Origin of the sequence: Rhizobium leucaenae USDA 9039 (assembly GCF_000426285.1) — a bacterium.
Classification (GTDB): Bacteria; Pseudomonadota; Alphaproteobacteria; order Rhizobiales; family Rhizobiaceae; genus Rhizobium; species Rhizobium leucaenae.
Genome location: NZ_AUFB01000002.1, coordinates 41,206 through 61,208, shown reverse-complemented (window position 1 = coordinate 61,208; position 20,003 = coordinate 41,206). Strand labels below are relative to the sequence as shown.

General features: G+C 60.8%; 19 protein-coding genes and 1 tRNA gene. 7 read left to right on the top strand and 13 right to left on the bottom strand.

Annotation, left to right across the window (positions count from 1 at the left end):
- Nucleotides 1-52 precede the first annotated feature (52 nt).
- Nucleotides 53-595, bottom strand: a complete 543-nt coding sequence (locus K290_RS0102955) for a tetratricopeptide repeat protein (RefSeq protein WP_028750484.1) — start codon at nucleotides 593-595, stop codon at nucleotides 53-55.
- A gap of 125 nt (nucleotides 596-720) precedes the next feature.
- On the opposite strand from K290_RS0102955, the gene K290_RS0102950 reads away from it, so the two are divergent.
- The 3 genes from K290_RS0102950 (at nucleotide 721) to K290_RS0102940 (ending at nucleotide 3,701) form a co-directional block, all read left to right on the top strand.
- Nucleotides 721-1,845, top strand: coding sequence for a type III polyketide synthase (locus tag K290_RS0102950; protein WP_210311470.1), 1,125 nt, complete (start codon nucleotides 721-723; stop codon nucleotides 1,843-1,845).
- Nucleotides 1,845-2,342, top strand: a complete 498-nt coding sequence (locus tag K290_RS0102945; protein ID WP_028750482.1) for an isoprenylcysteine carboxyl methyltransferase family protein — start codon at nucleotides 1,845-1,847, stop codon at nucleotides 2,340-2,342. The genes K290_RS0102950 and K290_RS0102945 overlap by 1 nt, the downstream gene beginning before the upstream one ends.
- Nucleotides 2,343-2,453: 111 nt before the next feature.
- Nucleotides 2,454-3,701, top strand: a complete 1,248-nt coding sequence (locus K290_RS0102940; protein ID WP_028750481.1) for an NAD(P)/FAD-dependent oxidoreductase — start codon at nucleotides 2,454-2,456, stop codon at nucleotides 3,699-3,701.
- Between the two features lie 10 nt (nucleotides 3,702-3,711).
- Here K290_RS0102940 and K290_RS0102935 read toward each other — a convergent pair whose 3' ends face one another.
- From K290_RS0102935 to K290_RS0102895, 9 genes are all read right to left on the bottom strand, one after another.
- Nucleotides 3,712-4,239 (bottom strand): gluconokinase, encoded by a 528-nt coding sequence (locus tag K290_RS0102935; RefSeq protein WP_028750480.1) that lies wholly within the window; start codon nucleotides 4,237-4,239, stop codon nucleotides 3,712-3,714.
- A 14-nt stretch (nucleotides 4,240-4,253) separates the two neighbouring features.
- A complete protein-coding gene (locus K290_RS0102930) occupies nucleotides 4,254-5,207 on the bottom strand; it encodes a peptide ABC transporter ATP-binding protein (protein ID WP_028750479.1) in 954 nt (317 codons plus the stop codon).
- Nucleotides 5,207-6,220, bottom strand: a complete 1,014-nt coding sequence (locus K290_RS0102925) for an ABC transporter ATP-binding protein (protein ID WP_028750478.1) — start codon at nucleotides 6,218-6,220, stop codon at nucleotides 5,207-5,209. The genes K290_RS0102930 and K290_RS0102925 overlap by 1 nt, the downstream gene beginning before the upstream one ends.
- Nucleotides 6,220-7,113 (bottom strand): ABC transporter permease subunit, encoded by an 894-nt coding sequence (locus tag K290_RS0102920; RefSeq protein WP_028750477.1) that lies wholly within the window; start codon nucleotides 7,111-7,113, stop codon nucleotides 6,220-6,222. The genes K290_RS0102925 and K290_RS0102920 overlap by 1 nt, the downstream gene beginning before the upstream one ends.
- Nucleotides 7,114-7,122: 9 nt before the next feature.
- Nucleotides 7,123-8,127 carry an ABC transporter permease subunit gene (locus tag K290_RS0102915; protein WP_028750476.1) on the bottom strand — a complete coding sequence of 335 codons (1,005 nt, stop codon included), beginning with the start codon at nucleotides 8,125-8,127 and terminating at the stop codon, nucleotides 7,123-7,125.
- Nucleotides 8,128-8,217: 90 nt separating this feature from the next.
- Nucleotides 8,218-9,813: an ABC transporter substrate-binding protein gene (locus K290_RS0102910; protein WP_028750475.1), complete on the bottom strand. Its 1,596-nt coding sequence runs from the start codon at nucleotides 9,811-9,813 to the stop codon at nucleotides 8,218-8,220.
- A 333-nt stretch (nucleotides 9,814-10,146) separates the two neighbouring features.
- Nucleotides 10,147-10,635 (bottom strand): iron-responsive transcriptional regulator RirA, encoded by a 489-nt coding sequence (gene rirA, locus K290_RS0102905; RefSeq protein ID WP_028750474.1) that lies wholly within the window; start codon nucleotides 10,633-10,635, stop codon nucleotides 10,147-10,149.
- 238 nt (nucleotides 10,636-10,873) lie between these two features.
- Complete coding sequence (locus K290_RS0102900; RefSeq protein WP_028750473.1) at nucleotides 10,874-11,221, bottom strand: glyoxalase/bleomycin resistance/extradiol dioxygenase family protein; 348 nt, start codon at nucleotides 11,219-11,221, stop codon at nucleotides 10,874-10,876.
- 155 nt (nucleotides 11,222-11,376) lie between these two features.
- The gene (locus K290_RS0102895) at nucleotides 11,377-12,873 is read right to left on the bottom strand and encodes a CoA-acylating methylmalonate-semialdehyde dehydrogenase (protein ID WP_028750472.1); all 1,497 of its coding nucleotides are present in this window, start codon (nucleotides 12,871-12,873) and stop codon (nucleotides 11,377-11,379) included.
- Nucleotides 12,874-12,985: 112 nt separating this feature from the next.
- On the opposite strand from K290_RS0102895, the gene K290_RS0102890 reads away from it, so the two are divergent.
- Nucleotides 12,986-13,867 carry a LysR family transcriptional regulator gene (locus K290_RS0102890; protein WP_028750471.1) on the top strand — a complete coding sequence of 294 codons (882 nt, stop codon included), beginning with the start codon at nucleotides 12,986-12,988 and terminating at the stop codon, nucleotides 13,865-13,867.
- 114 nt (nucleotides 13,868-13,981) lie between these two features.
- Here K290_RS0102890 and K290_RS37820 read toward each other — a convergent pair whose 3' ends face one another.
- A complete protein-coding gene (locus K290_RS37820) occupies nucleotides 13,982-14,140 on the bottom strand; it encodes a hypothetical protein (RefSeq protein WP_172831044.1) in 159 nt (52 codons plus the stop codon).
- A gap of 261 nt (nucleotides 14,141-14,401) precedes the next feature.
- Between K290_RS37820 and K290_RS33760 the strand changes: the two genes are divergently transcribed.
- Entirely contained in the window at nucleotides 14,402-15,064 is a 663-nt protein-coding gene (locus K290_RS33760) for a hypothetical protein (RefSeq protein WP_051263938.1), read from the top strand.
- A 112-nt stretch (nucleotides 15,065-15,176) separates the two neighbouring features.
- Nucleotides 15,177-15,323: a hypothetical protein gene (locus K290_RS37815; protein WP_172831045.1), complete on the top strand. Its 147-nt coding sequence runs from the start codon at nucleotides 15,177-15,179 to the stop codon at nucleotides 15,321-15,323.
- 50 nt (nucleotides 15,324-15,373) lie between these two features.
- Here K290_RS37815 and K290_RS0102870 read toward each other — a convergent pair.
- A tRNA-His gene (locus K290_RS0102870) sits at nucleotides 15,374-15,450 on the bottom strand.
- Nucleotides 15,451-15,676: 226 nt separating this feature from the next.
- Nucleotides 15,677-16,126 (bottom strand): phasin, encoded by a 450-nt coding sequence (locus K290_RS0102865; protein WP_028750470.1) that lies wholly within the window; start codon nucleotides 16,124-16,126, stop codon nucleotides 15,677-15,679.
- A 222-nt stretch (nucleotides 16,127-16,348) separates the two neighbouring features.
- On the opposite strand from K290_RS0102865, the gene K290_RS0102860 reads away from it, so the two are divergent.
- Complete coding sequence (locus K290_RS0102860) at nucleotides 16,349-19,993, top strand: ATP-binding protein (RefSeq protein ID WP_028750469.1); 3,645 nt, start codon at nucleotides 16,349-16,351, stop codon at nucleotides 19,991-19,993.
- Nucleotides 19,994-20,003 lie beyond the last annotated feature (10 nt).

Genomic DNA, 20,003 nt, shown 5'->3' with positions numbered 1-20,003 from the left:
CCCTCTAAATACTGACTGCTTATGCCGGTCACCTCAGGTCCGGCGCCTGAAATCAGAGGCTCGACGGATGCTGGATGGCGTTGTTCAGGTCCTGGTATTCCTCACAGGACGTATTGCCGCAGAGCGTCTTGATCGTGCTCAACTGATCCTTAGCGAGGTCGATCTGGCCCTTGATGACATAGGCTTCGCCGAGATATTCGCGAACCAGGGAATATTTCGGGTCCATCGAGACCGACTTCAGGTAATAGGAAATGCCTTCATCCGTGCGGCCGAGCTTGCGGGTGGCATAGCCGCGATAGTTCAGGGCTTCTGCCGTGTTCGGGTTTTGCATCGTGTCGAGAACTGCCAGCGCTTCTTCATAGCGGTGGTCCTTCTTGGCGAGCGAATAAGCATAGTCGGCGCGGTTCTCGTCGGTGATATTGGCGCCCTGCTGCTTCACGCACTTCTTCGTCTTCGTGTCGTAGATCTCGCCTTTCTTGCAGGTCGGTGTCGTGCTGCTGTTGTCGCCAGCCGCGAAAACCGGAACCGTGAGAATGCCGAGAGTGAGGCAGGCGCCGAGACCGACGGAGGCCAGGCGGAAAGCGGTAGTCGTCATGGGATTGCTCCTTGGCAAATGAACGTTGCGACGGGAGAACACGCCATCCTTCATTTTATTCGCGGGCCAGAGACATTTTTCTCGCGCTCATAGCCACAATTTGCCGTCACTCTTTCGTGACCGATATGACGCCGAATAATGCCCGATGCTGGCGTGTTTCTACCTGCGTACCCGCAGAGGGTCGCAAGGAGAAACAAGTGACCGATACCGTCAAGCTTGTCAGTCTGGCTGTCGCCACGCCCGACAACATCATCTACCAAACGGAAGCCGCCGAGACCGCCGGCCGTCTGTTTTCCGATCGTTTTCGCGATTTCAAGCATCTCGCCCGCGTGTTCGAAAGCGCCGGCATACGCAAACGATATGTTGCCCGGCCGCTCTCCTGGTTCGAGCAATCGCATGGGTGGCAGGACCGCATGGAAGCCTATGCCGAGGTCGCCAGCCAGCTTTTCACAAGGAGCGCGACCAGCGCGCTGAAACGCGCCGGCCTGAGGGCGGAAGAGGTTGATTGCATCGTAACGGTGTCGTCGACCGGCGTTACGACGCCGAGCCTTGAGGCGCGGCTTTCGCGTGAGTTGGGCTTCCGCTCCGATATCGAGCGCGTGCCGGTCTTCGGCCTCGGCTGCGCGGCGGGCGTTTCCGGGCTTGGTATCGCCTCACGCATGGCAAAGAGCCGGCCCGGCGCTGTCGTGCTCTTCGTTGCCCTCGAACTCTGCTCGCTCGCTTTCCGGCTGGACGAACTGACGCGGCCGAACATCGTCGCGACGGCGCTCTTCGGCGACGGCGCGGCCGCCTGTATCCTGCGCGCCGGCAAGGATGGTGTGGCGGAAATCGAATCGACGGGCGAGCATCTCTTTCCCGATACCCTCGGCATCATGGGCTGGAAGATCGACGATACCGGCTTCGGCATTATCCTGGACCAGTCGCTGCCGCCCTTCGCCGAAGCGAATATCAAGCCCGCCGTCGCCGGTATCCTCGAACGCGCCGGCCTGACGATATCCGATGTCGACCGCTTCATTTGTCATCCCGGCGGCGCCAAGGTGCTGGTGGCGCTGGAGACTGCCTTTGGTCTCGAACCCGGCTCGCTGGATATCGAGCGCGAGGTGGTCAGCGACTATGGCAACATGTCGTCGCCGACCGTGCTCTTCGTGCTGGAGCGTGCGATCAGTGCCGGACTGCCGCCCCGTTCGGCTCTCATCGCCATGGGTCCCGGCTTTGCGGCAAGCTGCGTCACACTGAAGAGGGCCGCCTGATGGTCTGGCCATCGATTGCGCTGTTGAGCTTCGTCACGTTGCAGCGGCTGGCCGAGCTGCAGCACGCGCGGCGCAACACCGCTGCCCTCCTTGCGCGTGGCGCCCGGGAGATTGCACCGGAACATTATCCCTATATGGTCGCGATGCACGCCGCCTGGCTCATCGGTCTGTGGCTTCTGGCCGCAGACCGACCGGTCAGCCCCATCTGGTTCGTCATCTTCATGGTGCTGCAGGGCTTGCGCGTCTGGGTGCTGACGACCCTGAAAGGGCGCTGGACGACACGGATCATCGTGTTGCCGGGCGCAGCCTTGGTAACCAACGGGCCATATCGTTTCCTCAGCCATCCGAACTATGCGGTGGTCATCGGCGAGATCGCCGTGCTGCCGCTCGCCTTCGGCCTGCCGCTCTATGCCTTGGTATTTTCGCTGCTCAATGCAGCCGTTCTTGCCATACGCATTCGCGCGGAAAATGCAGCTTTAAGACAGGTCATGGCTTGATTGCATTTTTCATTTGCGCCGCAGTATTTTGGCAGGCATTTTCGATGCTTGGAGCATGATTTTTGAATGGGATCATGCGCAAATAAAAGAAGCGTGCGGATAACGGGGAACATGACAAAAGACGCAATCGTGCTCGGTGCAGGCATCGTCGGCGTATCGACGGCCATCCATCTCCAGCGGCGCGGGCGCCAGGTCATCCTCGTCGACCGCAAAGCGCCGGGTAAGGAAACCTCCTTCGGCAATGCCGGGCTGATTCAGCGCGAAGGCGTCGTGCCCTACGGCTTTCCGCAGCAGTTCGGTCTGCTTCTGCGCTATGCATTCAACAATCGCATCGACGCGCATTATCACCTGCGCGCGCTGCCGGGGCAGATAGCCTTTCTCGCCCGCTATTGGTGGAATTCCAATACCAGGCGACATGAGATGATCTCGCGCGCCTATGCGCCGCTCATCGAGCATTCGATCAGCGAGCACAACGACCTGATTGAAGCCTCTCACGCCGACGAATTGATCCGCAAGAATGGTTGGATGGAGATTTTCCGCACGGACGAGAAACGCGATGCGGAATTTGCCGAGGCCGAGCGCCTCAACCGCGAATTCGGCATCGCTTACGACGCGCTGACCGGCGCCGATATTGCGTCGCTGGAGCCGCATATCAGGGGCAGCTTCTCCGGAGGCCTGCGCTGGCGCGATCCCTGGTCCGTGCTCGATCCGCATGGTTTGATCGCGGCCTATCGTGCGTATTTCGAGAGCATTGGCGGGCTTTTCGCGACGGGTGACGCCGTCTCGCTCGGCCGATCCGGCTCGCAGTGGAAGATGGTGACGGCCGAGGGTTCGATTGAGGCCGAGGACGTCGTCGTCGCTCTCGGTCCCTGGGCGGATCTCGTGACCAAGCGTTTCGGCTATGCTTTTCCGCTGGGCGTCAAGCGCGGCTATCACATGCACTACGCCGCCGAGGACAACGCCATCCTCAACAATTGGACGCTGGATGCCGAGCGCGGCTATCTTCTGGCGCCGATGAGCCGCGGCATCCGGCTGACGACGGGGGCGGAATTTGCGCTGCGCGATGCACCGAAAACACCGATCCAGCTCGACCGTGCCGAAGCCGTCGCCCGCACCATTTTTCCGCTCGGCGAGCGACTCGACCCGGAGCCCTGGATGGGCGCCCGCCCCTGCACCCCGGATATGATGCCAATCATCGGCAAGGCGCCGCGTCATGACGGCCTGTGGTTCGCCTTTGGCCACGCGCATCATGGCCTGACGCTAGGACCCGTAACGGGACGCGTGCTCGCTGAGCTGATTACCGGAGAAAAGCCGTTCATCGACATCTCGGCTTACGCACCGGACCGGTTCGCGCCCTGAAACTCAGGCGTCAACGGATCGCGTCGAGGGCTTTGAGCGCGGCCTCGACGATGCCGTCGACCGTGTCGTCGATGCCGACGGTGACAACGCCCGGTTCGCCGGTCGGCACTTCCAGCGTTTGCAATTGGCTTTCCAGAAGTGACGCAGGCATGAAATGGCCCTTGCGCTCGCCCATGCGCTCGGTCAGCAGCTCCTTCGAACCGTCGAGATAGACGAAATAGAGATGCCCGCCGGCGGCGGCCCGCAAACGCTCGCGATAACTACGCTTCAAAGCGGAGCAGGAGACGGCGATCGCTTCGCCTTTTGCAAGGCTCGCCGCGATCTGCTGACCGATCAGGTCGAGCCAGGGCCAGCGATCTTCGTCCGTCAGCGGAATGCCCTTGCTCATCTTCTCGACGTTGGCCGCGGGATGCAGCGCGTCACCCTCGACAAAATGCAGGCCAAGCCGCGCCGCCATCCTTTCGCCGATAGACGACTTGCCGCTGCCACTGACGCCCATGATGATGACGGCAAGAGGGACTTTCGCTGTATCGCTCATGGTGCTTCCAGCCATCAATCCAACGGATAGAAACAGGCGAATTTATGCGTTCCCTCGCCGAACAATTCCGGCGTTACTTGGCGACATTTATCCTGCGCTCGCCAGCACCGCGGATTGAAGTGACAGCCGGTCGGCGGATTGAGCGGAGACGGCAATTCGCCCTGTAGGCGAATGCGGTTCTTCTCGCGCTCGGGATCGGCGATCGGTGTCGCCGACAACAGCGCCGCGGTATAGGGGTGGCGCGGGCGGGTGAAGACTTGTTCCGCCGTACCGGTCTCGACCGGGCGGCCGAGATACATCACCATCACGTCGTCGGCGATATGGCGGACGACCGAAAGGCCGTGCGAGATGAAGAGATAGGCCAGCCCCATCTCCTTCTGCAGGTCCATCAGAAGGTTCAGCACCTGCGCCTGGATCGACAGATCGAGCGCGGAGACCGGCTCGTCGAGCACCAGCACCTTCGGCCGCAGCATCAGCGCGCGGGCAATGGCGATGCGCTGGCGCTGGCCGCCGGAGAACATGTGCGGATAGCGGTCGTAATGTTCGGGGCGCAAGCCGACGCGCGCCATCATCTCTTCGGCCTTGCGGCGGCGGGTGGCGGCATCGTCGTCCGTATTGATCTTCAGCGGCTCCTCGAGAATGGAACCCACCTTCTGACGCGGATTGAGCGAGCCATAGGGATTCTGGAAGACGATCTGCACAGCACTGCGCAGGCTGCGGTCGCCAAGTTTAGCCGGCTTACCATCGATCAGCAATTCGCCCGCCGTCGGATCTTCGATCATCGTTACCAGGCGAGCGAGCGTCGACTTGCCGCAACCGGATTCGCCAACCACGGCGAGCGTGCGGCCGGACTGCAGGCTGAAGCTGACGCCGTTTAACGCCTTGACGGTCGCCTCCGGTTTGAAGGCGCCACGCCTGACGGTGTAGAAACGGGCGAGATCGCGCCCCTCGAGAACAGCGCCCGACATCAGCGGCCTCCTGCTGCTTGCGTGGCGGCAAGGCCGGGATGGCCGAGCGGCTTGCCGTGTTCCAACGGATAATTACAGAGAGCCACGCCGAGCTCCACACCCTGACGCTTGACGCCGCGGTCGCAGGCCGGCGTTGCAAACGAGCAGCGCGGCGCGAAAAGACAGCCCGTCGGGCGATCATGCTGGCCGGGCACGACACCCGCGATCGACGGCAGGCGTTCGCCGACGACGGCTCGTTCCGGCAGAGCCGAGAGAAGTGCTGCCGTATAGGGATGATGCGGATCGCGGAACAAGGCCTTTACCGGCTGCTCCTCGACCTTCTGGCCGGCATATTGCACCTGCACGCGCTCGGCGGTTTCGGCCACGACGCCCATGTCGTGGGTGATCAGCACCAGCGCCATGCCCTGCTCTTTTTGCAGACGCGCAAGCAGATCGAGAATCTGTGCCTGGATGGTCACGTCGAGCGCGGTGGTCGGCTCGTCGGCGATCAGCAGCTTCGGATTGCAGGCAAGCGCCATGGCGATCATGACGCGCTGGCTCATACCGCCAGACATCTGGTGCGGGAAGTTCGACAAGCGATCCGCAGGCGCGGGAATGCCGACAAGATTCAACAGCTCGATCGAGCGCTCGCGGCGTGCCTTACGGTCGAGGCCCATATGGATGCGCAGGGTCTCACCGAGCTGAAAGCCGACCGTGAAGCACGGATTGAGGCTCGACATCGGCTCCTGGAAGATCATCGCCATATCCTTGCCGATGATCTTGCGGCGCTGGCGGGACGAGATGCCGCGCAGGTCCTTGCCATCGAACGTCATGCGGTCGGCGGTGATCTTCGCCGTCCAGGGCAGCAGGCCCATCATGGCAAGCATGGATACGGACTTGCCGGAACCGGATTCGCCGACGATCGAAAGGATTTCACCCTTGTCGCAGGTGAGCGAGACACCGTCGACCGCCCGGAACAGGCCGGACGCGGTCTGGAATTCAACGGTGAGATTTTCAATATCGAGAAGCGGCATCACGACCTCTTCAGCTTCGGGTCGAAGGCATCGCGCAGGCCGTCGCCCATCAGATTGATGGCGAGAACCGTGATCAGGATGCAAAGACCGGGGAAAGTGACGAGCCAGGGATTGCTCTGGAAGAATTCACGCGAATCCGCGAGCATCGTTCCCCATTCCGGCGTCGGCGGCTGCGCGCCCTGGCCAAGAAAGCCGAGGGCGGCGGCATCGAGAATCGCGGCCGAGAAGGCAAGCGTCGCCTGCACGATGAGCGGCCCCAGACAATTCGGCAGGATGGTCTTGAACATCAGGCGAAGCGAACTGGCGCCCGACACGCGCGAGGCGATGACATATTCCTTGTCGCGCTCGGCCATCACCGAGGCACGCGTCAGGCGGACGAAATGCGGCTGGTTGACGATCGAGATCGCGATCATGGCGTTGGTCAGGCCAGGCCCCAGGATCGCCACCAGCACCAGAGCGAGCAGCAGCGAGGGAATGGCAAGGATGATGTCCATGATGCGCATGATGATGGTATCGGTGCGGCCGCGGACATAGCCGGCGACCAGGCCGATCAGGATGCCGGCGAGCGCCGAAAGCGAAGCAACCACCAGGCCGATGAACAGCGAAAACCGCGTGCCATAGATCAGGCGCGAAAGCAGATCGCGGCCATTGGCATCGGTGCCGAGGAGAAAGTCGCTATTGCCACCTTGGGCCCAGGCGGGTGGCAGGCGCTGCATGGCGCTGCCATAGGCGGCGTCCGGATTATGTGGAGCGACCACGCCGGCGAAGATCGCCAGGAACAAGACGAAGACGAAGATCGCCAGTCCGATGACGGCGCCCTTGTTACGCGAGAAATAATACCAGAACTCCGCGAGAGCGGAGGGGCGGTCGGATTTGAGACTTACCGTGCTCATGGGCCGCTCCTAGTGACGAATGCGTGGATTGATGAAGCCGTAGAGCAGGTCGACGGCGAGATTGACGAGCATGACAATCCCCGCGATCAGCAGCAGACCGCCCTGCACGACAGGATAATCCCGCTTGAAGACAGCGTCGATCATCCACTTGCCGATGCCTGGCCAGGAAAAGATGCTTTCCGTCAGGATGGCGCCGCCGAGCAGCACGCCGACCTGCAGGCCGATGGTGGTGACGACCGGGATCATGGCATTGCGGAGCGCATGCACGGAAACGACACGGAGCGGCGCAAGGCCCTTGGAGCGGGCGGTGCGGACATAATCCTCGCCCAGAACTTCCAGCATGGCCGAGCGCGTCTGCCGGGCGATGACGGCGAGCGGAATGGTGCCGAGCACGATGGTCGGCAGGATTAGCGAATTCAGAGCCGACCAGAAGGCCCCCTTCTGACCGGACAACAGGCTATCGATCAGCATGAAGCCGGTGATCGGCTTGAAGAAATAGATAAGCCCGATGCGGCCCGAAACCGGCGTCCAGTGCAGATAGCCGTTGAAGACGATGATCAGCAGCAGGCCCCACCAGAAGATCGGCATGGAATAGCCGACAAGGGCCACCCCCATCACGCTCTGGTCGAACCATGTGCCGCGCTTGACGGCGGCGAAAACGCCAGCCGGAATGCCAAGACAGATCGCCAGGATGATGGCGCAGATGGAGAGTTCCAGCGTTGCCGGGAAGAAGGTCAGGAAGTCGGTCAATACGTCGCGCTTGGTGGTGATCGAAGTACCGAGATCGCCGTGCAGCGCGTTCCAGATGTAATGGCCGTACTGCACGACCAGTGGCTGGTCGTAGCCGAGATCATGGGAGATCTGGGCGTGGCGCTCAGGCGACATCACGCGCTCACCCGACAACAGCATGACGGGGTCGCCGGGAAGCAGGCGGATGAAGGAGAAAGCGACGATCGATACGCCGAGGAATGTCGGGATCAGCACCGCAAGGCGGCCGAAAAGAAATCGCAACATGGCAGATGTCCAAAGTTTTCCGGCGGTCAGGCAAATTGCCTGACCGCCGGTTTCACCCGGCTTTCGGCCGAGTATTTCAGAGCGTGTCCGTTATTCGGCGATATCGACGCCGTCGAAGCGGTGAACGCCAACCGGATCCTGCACATAGCCGGAAACCTTGGTGCTCATCGGAATGAACTCCTCGGAATGGTCGATGGTCATCCACGGAGCTTCGCGCTTGAAGACGACCTGCGCCTGTTCGTAGAGCTTGGTGCGCTCCTTGATGTCGGACGTCTGCTTGGCCTTCTTCACGAGATCGTCGAATTCCTTGTTGCACCACTGGGCGCGGTTGTTACCGCCGACTGCGTCACAGCCGAGCAGCGTGTCCAGGAAGTTGTCCGGATCGCCGTTGTCGCCGGTCCAGCCGAGGATAGCCGCGCCGTCGCGGTCCTTGGCGGAGGAGAGCTTCAGGTATTGAGCCCAGTCATAGGTGACGATCTCGGCCTTGACGCCGATCTTGGCTAGGTCAGCCTGCATCAGCTCGGCAGCACGACGTGCATTCAGCATGTACGGACGCGAAACCGGCATCGCCCAGATCTTCATGCTGAGGTTCTTGACCCCAGCCTTTTCAAGCATCTTCTTGGCTTCTTCCGGGTTGTACGGATCGTCCTTGATGTCCTTGTTGTAGGACCACATGGTCGGCGGGATCGGGTTGGTGGCGACCGAGCCGGAACCCTGGAAGACGGCGTCGACGATCGCCCGCTTATCGACAGCCATGTTCAGCGCCTTGCGCACTTCGGTCTTGTCGAAGGGAGCAACCAGCGTGTTGTAGGCGAGATAGGAAACGTTCAGGCCCGGCTGTTCGAGAACCTTCAGGCTCTTGTCGGTCTGGAGATCCTTGATATCGGCAGCGTTCGGGTACGGCATGATCTGGCATTCGCCGGACTTCAGCTTCTGAGCGCGAACCGAGGCGTCAGGGGTGATCGCGAAGACGAGATCGTCGATCTTTTCCTTGCCCTTGAAGTAGGTTTCATTCGCCTTGTAGCGGATGACGGCATCGGGCTGATAGGCGACGAAGGTGAACGGACCAGTGCCGAGCGGCTGCTGGTTCATCTGCTCCATCTTCTTGTCGGCCTGCAGCTTGTCAGCATATTCCTTCGACAGGATCGAAGCGAAGTCCATGGCGAGGTCGGCGATGAACGGTGCTTCCGGACGGTTCAGCACGAACTTGACGGTGAGGTCATCGACCTTGTCGACCGACTTGATGAGCTTCGGGAAGCCCATGCCCGCAGCATATTCATAAGAACCGCCAGCAACGTATTTGGCCCACGGGCTGTCTTCCTTGAGCTGACGGTCGAACGAGAAGACGACGTCGTCTGCATTCAGGTCACGCGTCGGGGTGAAGTAATCGGTGGTCTGGAACTTCACGCCCTTGCGGAGCTTGAAGGTGTATTCCTTGCCGTCCGGGGAAACGGTCCAGCTTTCGGCAAGGCCGGGCTCAACTTCGGTGCTGCCATGCTTGAACTCGACAAGGCGGCTATAAACCGTGCGCGAAGAGGCGTCGAAGGTGGTGCCGGCGGTATAAATTCCCGGATCGAAACCTTCCGGCGAACCTTCCGAGCAATAGACGAGCGTTTTGGACCAGGCGGACGTCGCCATGACCGAAGTCAGGGCTGTCACTGCCAGCAGGACAGAGATCTTTTTCATGATATCGTTTCCCAGGTTTGTTCTTCTTTTGAAGCCGTGGATCCCCAGAGGTTCCCCATCCGGATCGCGCCGATGGAACGCTATTTAATGTTTGAAAGCAACACGCCCCGCCCAAAATTTTTCCAAATTACGGAGTTTGGAAATTTTAAGTCAAAAATGGTCTTGGATTGGTAACAATCTAACGAAATCGCGGCGCTTTTCGACGCAATCTGGACAATTTTACGCCTGCCTATTCGGAAATACGAACGCTTGGCCGCAGGACTGACCACAAACGAAAAATCCGCGGACACCTGAGAGCGCCCGCGGATTGAAAACTGCGCAATTTAGATGAAGTCAGGCGGCCGGCGCCGCGATCGCTGGCTTCTTGGCGATCGCCCTGTGGTCCCGGTCGGTCAGACCGAGCAGGAAATTGATCTGCGGACGGGCCTTGACGAGATCATCTATGGAATACTCCGTCAGCACGTCGAAGAAAGCATTGAGCGCCTTGCGCAGCGCCGAATTCAGGCCGCAGCTATCGACCAATGGGCATTCGACGACACCTTCCTCGAAGCATTCCGCCATCGCGAAACTATCCTCGGTTACCTTGACGACATCGAACAGGCTGATGTTCGCCGCCGGCTTGCCGAGACGCACGCCGCCGTTGCGGCCACGCACGGTTTCGACGAGACCGGCCTTGGTGAGCGGCTGCAAAATCTTGAACAAAAACAGTTCGGAAACACCATAGGCTTTTGCGATTTCCGGGATGCGGCTCAAGTGGCCATCGTTGGCGGCGCAATACATGAGCATGCGCACTGCGTAGTTGGTCTGCTTGGTCAAGCGCATGCCGATCTCCTGGAATCAAGGCCGTATAGGACGGTTCGACTGGTATATAGTGCCTTTCGTAGTTTTGAACAATTCCAAAAGATGAAAATCACATTCACGTTATTCTGATGGGATATGGAACGTTCCTGGTCGGCCGCGCCCGCTTGCGTTCGGGGGCGGAAGGCACGGGTGTGCCGGAATAATCGTCAATTCCGATCAATGGCAATCTGCGAATTTTTGAACAGATAAGGTCGGGCCTTCAGCTCACCGAAACCCAGACTGCCATCTCGCAGCCGCCGGGCTCGCGGAAGTGAAAGCGCCGGCCACCGGGGAAGTCGAAGGCGGGTCGCGTGACCACGCCGCCGGCGAGTTCGACGGAGCGCTGCGCCGCTTCCAAGTCCGTCGTGCGCACGACGGGCAGCGGTGCGTCGGTAGCCGCGGCCGCGTCGCCCTGGATGCCGGCGTCGATGCCCGCCGCTTCGATGGCGTGATAGGTCGGTCCGTAGCTGACGAAGCTCCACTCGAAGGCTTCCTCGAAAAAGCGCCGGGTCTTCAACCCGTCGGTCGATGGAAATTCGAGATAGTCGATCTGATAGGTCACGGGCATCGCACCGTCCTCCGGTTGTTCTTGTTTTGTTCTAAAACAAAACACACCATCCAGCAAGATGACTCAGGAGAAAATAACCGCAACAAAAAACCGCCGCCCAATTCAGCCTTAAATCGGCATTGGACGGCGGTTCGTATCAGACAAATCGAAGAACGTTACTTCATCGTCGGCATGACGAATTCAGCACCATCCTTGATGCCGGACGGCCAGCGGGCGGTGATCGTCTTGGTGCGGGTCCAGAACTTGATCGAGTCCGTGCCGTGCTGGTTGAGGTCGCCGAAGCTGGAAGCCTTCCAGCCACCGAAGGAGTGGTAAGCGAGCGGAACCGGGATCGGCACGTTGACGCCGATCATGCCGATATTGATGCGCGAGGCGAAATCGCGGGCGGCGTCGCCATCGCGGGTGTAGATCGCAACGCCGTTGCCATATTCATGCTTCATCGGCAGATCGAGCGCTTCTTCGTAGTTCTTGGCGCGGACCACCGAAAGAACCGGTCCGAAGATTTCGGTCTTGTAGATATCCATCTCAGGCTTGACGTGGTCGAACAGTGTGCCACCGACGAAATAGCCGTCCTCATAACCCTGCAGCTTGAAGCCACGGCCGTCAACAACGAGCTTGGCGCCTTCTTCAACGCCGCGGTCGATGAGGCCGTTGACTCGGTTATAGGCATCCTTAGTGACGAGCGGGCCCATATCGGCCTTGTCATCGGTGTAAGGGCCGATACGCAGGGATTCGATCTTCGGGACGAGCTTTTCGACCAGGCGATTGGCCGTGTCTTCGCCCACCGGAACGGCAACCGAGATCGCCATGCAGCGCTCGCCGGCCGAGCCGTAGCCAGCGCCCATCAGGGCGTTGACGGCCTGATCCATATCGGCGTCCGGCATGATGATCATATGGTTCTTGGCGCCGCCGAAGCATTGCGCGCGCTTGCCGTTCATCGCCGCCGTGCCGTAGACGTAGCGGGCGATCGGCGTGGAGCCGACGAAGGAAACAGCGGCAATATCAGGGTCGGTCAGAATGGCGTCGACTGCGGCCTTGTCGCCATTGACGACGTTCAGGATGCCTGCCGGCAGACCGGCTTCGATCATCAGTTCGGCGAGACGGATCGGCACGGACGGATCGCGCTCGGACGGCTTCAGGATGAAGGCGTTGCCGCAGGCGATCGCCGGCGCGAACATCCACATCGGGATCATCGCCGGGAAATTGAACGGCGTGATGCCGGCGCCGACGCCGACCGGCTGGCGGATGGAGTACATGTCGATCGCAGGGCCGGCGCCTTCGGTGAACTCGCTCTTCTGAAGATGCGGAATGCCGCAGACGAATTCGCAGACTTCCAGGCCGCGAAGGACGTCGCCCTTGGAATCGTCAACCGTCTTGCCGTGCTCCTTGGAGAGCATCACGGCGAGTTCGTCCATGTGGCGGTTAAGTAGTTCGACGAACTTGAAGAAAACGCGAGCGCGACGCTGCGGATTGGTGGCGGCCCATTTCGGCTGCGCGGCCTTGGCATTTTCGACGGCGGCGCGCATTTCCTCGACGCTGGCGAGCGCGACCGTCGCCTGAATTTCGCCGGTTGCCGGATTGTAGATGTTGCTTGTGCGGCCGCTGGTGCCAGCGACGTGCTTGCCGCCGATGAAATGACCAATCTCTTGCATGGATGTGCCTCCTCGTTTTCTGGAATGATGACAGGATCGCACTTCAATTTGCACAAATCAATGAGCTGTTATAAGCAACCGTTGTGCAGAAATTAAAGTCCTGGATGTGCATATGGATTGGGATGATGTCCGCATGTTCCTCGCTGTTGCCCGCACGGGACAGATCCTGGCGGCCTCAAAGCGGCTTGGGGTCAACCATGCCACGCTCTCCCGGCGGGTGACGACGCTGGAGGAGCGGCTGAAGACGCGGCTGCTGGTGCGTCGCACCAATGGCTGCGACCTGACCTCCGAGGGCGAAATCTTCCTGCATGCGGCCGAGCGCATGGAAACCGAAATGCTGCGTGCCCAGGCGAGCGTCGGTCATCTCGACAGCGCCATCACCGGCACGGTGCGTATCGGCGCGCCCGACGGTTTCGGCGTCTCCTTCCTCGCACCCCGTTTGGGACGGCTAATTGCGCGCTATCCGGAGCTACGCATCCAATTGGTGCCGGTGCCCCGCTCCTTTTCGCTGTCGCAGCGCGAGGCGGATATCGCCATCACGCTGGAACGTCCGGAACAAGGCCGCCTGATCTCGTCCAAGCTGACGGACTATACGCTCGGCCTCTATGCCTCCAAGGCCTATCTCGACCAGGCGGGCCTGCCGGACAGCGTCGAGGCGCTGAAACTGCACCCGCGCATCGGCTATGTCGAAGACCTGATCTTTACCGCCTCACTGAATTTTTCCGGCGAAATCATGCGAAGCTGGGACGCCTCGTTCGAAATCTCGACGTCCATTGGCCAGACGGAAGCGGTGCGCTCGGGCGCCGGCATCGGCATTTTGCACGATTACATTGCCAGGCAATATCCGGAGCTGATCCGCATTCTTCCCGATGTCTCGATCAAACGCGCTTATTGGACCACCTACCATGAAAGCGCCCGGGATTTGGTGCGGGTACGCACCGTCGCGGATTTTCTGCAGGAGCTGGTGAGCGGGGAAAGGCGGATGTTTTTCTGAAGCCTCGCTGGCCTCTAAGCTCGTCGCGATCTTTCAGATTCGCTCCCACGCTTTCGCTCCTTGTTTTTGCATGTCGTTTTCGCAAAACCGCCGCACAGTTTTGCGCGACATGCATTAGGCATGCTTCGCCGGCTCTTCGTTCTCGTCAGGATTGGGCACGGGAATTTCATCCGGCAGCCTGTCGGGATCCGGCTCCTCTATCGGTGGCTCCGGCGCCCAGCCTGGACCGGGCATCGGTGGCTGGTCGGGAATCGGCTCGCGTGGCACGGACATGGCGAGGTCCTTCCGTCTTGTTGCTGATACGAACAGAACTGCGGCGAGCTGGCACGGTTCCAAAGGAAATCCCGCCGGTCCTCGTGAAAGCCGCGGCGGGTCTCTCCTGCCCCGGGCTGAATTCCGTTCATTTGCGCATGGCGCCAGTTCGTGCATAAGTAGAGCAGGAGGCTTTCGTTTTCATTCAGGCAGGGTCCGAGGGGGACGCTTGATGTTGAAAGGCGGAGTATTCTTTGCGGCACTTGCCGCCGGTCTCAGCGCATGCACGACCATCGATTTTTCGCAACTCCTTCGGCCACGCTGACCGGCAGCCTATTCGTGATGTGGGTCGGAGAGGGAAATTCCAGCGGCGACGGCAAGTTCGTTTTCGTACCTGATCCGGCCGATCCCCTGACGTTTCGGCGAGCCGACCGCACCCTGCCGGGCGCCGAAATCCAGCCCGGCCTGATGTACACGGACGGCGGCTCCATTCCGAAGATCGCCCAGGTCTTCAAGGGCTTGTCGCCATGGGGATATGCGCCGGCCTATATGATCCACGACTGGATGTTCACGGCCCACCATTGCATCGTCGACGGCGAAAACGACAAGAGGTTCGACCAGGTGCGCGATGTGTCCTTCAAGGACTCTGCGGATATCCTCGGCGAAGCCATTCAGGGGATGGTGAAAGCGAACAAGGTTCAGCGCAACGATGTGGCCGGGACAGCCATCACCGCGGCGGTCGGCAGCAGCATCGCCGAGAACCTCTGGAACAAGAAGGGGGCGTGTGCCGCCTCCAAAGTCAGCCCCCAGGACCTCGCCGCGGTTCAAAGGGCTATTCCTGGTGCTGCGCAGCCCGCGGCCAGAAGAACGTTCAGAGTTCCTCCCGAAACTCCCGCAATATCGCCTCGAGGCCGCGCCACGATCGTGACACGGATCACGTTCTAGGAATATCTCCAGACGAGCGCCAAGAGACGCGCGACCGCATCGAGGTGACACCGCGCTGGACAAGGGCCACCCGTGGCCTAGAATCCTAAGAACATCTCAGGGAGCAAAGATCATGAGCGAGAAGAAGAAACCGAAGCTGACCGAGAAGGAACGCAAGGAGCAGGACGATTATCTCGAAGAGGCGCTTGAGGAGACTTTTCCTGCGAGCGATCCGATCTCGCCGGGACATGTCGCGAAGAAGCCTCAGGACAAGAAATAGGCTGCCGCTGATGTCCGGCTACCTGCTATCGTTTGATCGATGGGGAGAAATGGTACGGTTGGGGGGTCTCGAACCTCCGACCTCAGGTGCCACAAACCTGCGCTCTAACCAACTGAGCTACAACCGCACATGCTCGCGTCGCCGCGAACGGGGGTGACATACGAGGACTTTGAAATTATTTCAAGTCCTATCTCCCTGCAATATGAAAAAGCTGGGTATGACCCACTTTCAAAGCAGACATCGCATCCGGAGGAATCGACCAAGGGCGTTCTGCGGCCCCGAAACTAAAACGTCCCGTTTCCAGTGTTTACCTGAAAACGGGACGTTCCGGCCTTGGGAGGCGTTCTGGAAAATCAGGCAACCTTGAAGGAGGACATGGCCTTTTCAGCGGCGTCCTTGGCGGGCTTTGCCACCTTTTCGGCAACCTTCTTGGTGGTTTCCTGGATGGACTTGGCCTGCTCGACTGTTACTTCAGCCTGCTTGCGAATGAAGGAGGTCTGCAGTTCGAAGAGTTCAGCGACGGACTTGACGCGAAGCAGGGCTTCCATGTGCGCCAGCGAGCTTTCGGCATTGGTGCGCAGCACGTCGATGGCCTTGAGGCCGATTTCCAAGGAGCCGGCCTGGGCGGTCTGCACGGTGGCTTCAACGGTCTTGCTGGCTTCTTCGGCGGCCGTCTTCATCTTGGCGAAGGCTTCCTTGGACTGTGTAGCGCCCTTTTCCGCGAAGTCGCGGAAGGATTCAGAGAGCTTGGACGGGTCGAATGCAGCCGTTGAAAAAACGTCGTCTTTCTTTACAGTAGCCATGATAGCGCTCCTATATGGGCCCTCCTCAGAGGCGCCCTTGGTGAATTGATTGAGCTCTATATAATATAAACTATTGTGCAGTGCAACATATTTTTGCGATGCACAACGCGTTAACCCTTCCAGTCAAAAACCTTGCCCGTCGCTGGACCTGAAACCGGGGCGTCGTTATTAATAAAGCGTTAAAGTAAGAGAGGCGATCACGCCCGCAAAACAGGTCGGAACATGCCCGCAATTCAGTACCCATTCATTGACATTGCCGTGCACCCCCGCGTTCGGGAGCGTTTTGCGCGCGGCGAAGCGATGGTGCTGTTTTCGACCGGCCTGGATCGCGTGCTCTGGGCCAATGGCGCCGGCGCCAATCTCTTCGGCTACGATATCATTTACGATTTCCTCGACCAGGGACCGAAGGCCGGCGATGTCTCCTTCCGCCAGATCGAAGCGACGGCGCGCGGGCTCGGCGCGGTCGGCGACCAGCGCACTTTCCTGATCCGCATGGCCTCCGGCTTCCAGCGCGCAGTCGTCAATGCCGCGGTCGAAATCATCCGCGTCCAGGCCGGTGAGGAGGCGGTCCTGTTTTCCTCGCCGGTCTCTTCCAAGCCGCTCGCCGCGGCCGAAAGTGCAAAGCGGATGATCGACGGCTTCGACGATCCCGATACGCATATGGCCGTGATCGGCCGCGACGGCGAAGTCATCGCCGCTTCCGCCCGCTTCGATGCACTGGGCGTGACGCCGCAGACCGCGAGGATGTTGACGACTATGGCGGGGGCGCAGGCGGAGCGGCTCATCAAGCGGCCGATCCCGACCGGCCATGGCTATCTGCCCGCCGCCGTCGGCAAGCTGTCGGAAATCCCTGCTTTGCATCTCCTCTTCGTCGTCGATACCGCAGCCGGCAATCTCGACCCGACCGCAAGCCTCGGGGCAGATGCATCCGCCGCCTCTGCGACGGACGCCGCGATCGAGCCGGAAGCGGAAGAAGCGCGGAACGAACTCGAGACGGCAGCTGATGAGGAGACGCTCGTTGCCGACGCTACGCCTGTCGCGGAAGTGTCCTCGCCTGACGTCATCGATGCGGTGGCCGATATCGAGGAAATCGAGCATACGCCAGAAACATCTCGCGCTGACCATGAAGAGGTCCATGCACACACCGAGACCGTCGGTCAGAACATCGATGCGCTGGTGATGATGGATGGCGCGACGCCCGAGCAGATCGAGGTGGCCGCCCATGCCGACGAGCTTGTGCCGGAGGCCGATGACGATCTCCGGCCCAGCGCCGGAGAAAAGCAGGCGGAAGATGCTGAGTTGGTGGCAGCCGAGGCAGGTGTTCCCGAAACCGAGCAGCCGGAGGGTTTCACCTTCAAGCGCAGCGGCCGGGCCACCCGTTTCGTCTGGAGGATCGACGCCGAAGGGCGCTTCAGCGAAATCTCGCGCGAGTTCGCCGAAGCTGTCGGCCCGCATGCCACGAAAGTAACCGGCGTTGCCTTCGACGACATCGCCAAGCATTTCAATCTCGATCCGGACGGCAAGATCGCCGAGCTTCTGGCGCGGCGCGACACATGGTCGGGCCGGACGATCTACTGGCCGGTGGAAAATACCAGCCTAGTGGTGCCGGTCGATCTGGCCGCGTTGCCGACCTATACGCGCAGCCGCGAATTCGACGGCTTCAGAGGCTTCGGCGTCGTCCGCCTGTCCGATGCCGTCGAAGATCCGATGAAGCTCGGCTTGACGCTGGATGGAGAGGGTGAACGGGCCACCACGACGCGGGGCGCGGCAGAAGAGCCAGTTATGGAACCGGCTGCACCGGCAATTGCTGAAGAAGCGCTGCAGGATGCGACGGAGGAGAATGCTGCCGCAGAAGACGAGATTGTCCGCGAAGCAGAATTCGGGGCAACGAACGAACCTCTTCCGGGGAATGACGAGCCGCCTGCCCTGAAGATTGCCGAGACGCCGAACCGCCGGGAATCCGATAAGGTCATCCGATTGCACGAGCGGCGCGCGCAAAATCCAGGCGGCTTGTCGCTCAGCGAACAGGCAGCTTTTCGCGAAATCGCCCGGCAACTCGACCCGTTCGGCAAACGCGCCGAGCCGCCCGGCGGCCAATCCGAAACGGCGGAACAGTCCGAAGAGGTGGTGGATATCTCCCCGCAGCCGAACGCGGCAGATGAGGTTTTGTCCGATGCCGTCGAGGCGCCGGCCGAGGACAATGCTGCCGAAGATCAGCCGCATGCCGAAGATCAGCCGGAAAGCGGCGACACCGCACCATCCGAACCGGACACGCCGGCGCCTTTGGCCGAGACAGACAAGCCGGAAGAAAACATCGACCCGCTCGAGGTCCTAAGCACCGCCATTCCACCGCGCGTGAAAATGCGCGATGGGCTGTCGGCCGAGATCGTCGATCAACTGCCTCTCGCCATCCTCGTCCATGCCGGCGACCGGCTGATCCACGGCACTCCGGAATTCCTGCGGCTGACAGGCTACGAAAGCCTCACGGACCTGGACCATGTCGGCGGGCTGGATGCGCTGCTGCAGCGTCATGACCTCGAAGGCAAGACCGAACAGCCGGGGACGATGATGGTGGTGCGCGCCGACGATACGCTCGTGCCCGTTACCGCGCGGCTGCAATCGATCCGTTGGGAAGACGGCACCGCTTTGATGCTGGCGCTCATGCCGCTCGAAAAGAGCGGGGCCCCCGCGCCGGAGCCCGTGCCGGAAGAAGCGCGGCCGGAACGCATGGTCGAAAAACTCGCCAAGCTGCAGGTCGAAATCGAAGAGCTGCGTTCGACGCTGGAAACGGCAACGGATGGGGTCGTCATCATCGGCCAGGAAGGCGATATCCGTTCGATGAACCGCTCGGCAAGCGCGCTCTTCAACTATGATGACCAGGAAACCCGCGGCAAGCCTTTCGTGATGCTCTTTGCGCATGAGAGCCAGAAGGCCGTCCTCGACTACCTCGGCGGTCTCTCAGGCCACGGCGTGGCAAGCGTGCTGAACGACGGCCGCGAAGTGATCGGCCGCGAGGCCTCGGGCGGCTTCGTGCCGCTTTTCATGACAATGGGACGGCTGAACTCCTCGAACGGATATTGCGCCGTCATCCGGGACATCACGCAGTGGAAGCGCACCGAGGAAGAATTGCGCAATGCCAAGCGCGCGGCCGAGACTGCCAATGCCCACAAGACCGATTTCCTCGCTCGCGTCAGCCATGAGATCCGCACGCCGCTCAACGCCATCATCGGCTTTTCCGACATGATGGCCGGCGAGCGCTTCGGGCCGATCGGTCATTCCCGCTATATCGAATATGCTGCAGATATCGGCCGCTCGGGGCGGCATGTGCTCGACATCGTCAACGATCTCTTGGACATCTCCAAGATCGAAGCCGGTGAAATGGACCTGGAATTTGCCTCCGTCGGCCTCAACGAGGCCATTGCCGAAGCCGTGTCGCTGGTGCAGCCGCAGGCCAACAGCCAGCGCGTCATTATCCGCACGGCGTTGTCGCAGGCCGTGCCGAACGTCGTCGCCGACCTGCGCTCGATCAAGCAGATCGCGCTGAACATTCTGTCGAATGCCATCCGCTTCACGCCGTCAGGCGGTCAGATCGTGGTCTCCACATCTTATGAAGGCAACGGCAGCGTCGTCATGCGCATCCGCGATACCGGCGTCGGCATGACCCGCAGCGAGCTGGAACAGGCGATGAAACCCTTCCGTCAGGTGTCGACCAATGCCCGCAAACGCGGCGACGGCACCGGTCTCGGGCTGCCGCTGACCAAGGCCATGGTCGATGCGAACAGGGCGACTTTCTCGATCAATTCGGCGCCGAACGAGGGGACATTGGTGGAGATCACCTTCCCATCGCCGCGCGTGCTGGCGAATTGAGAAATCGTCG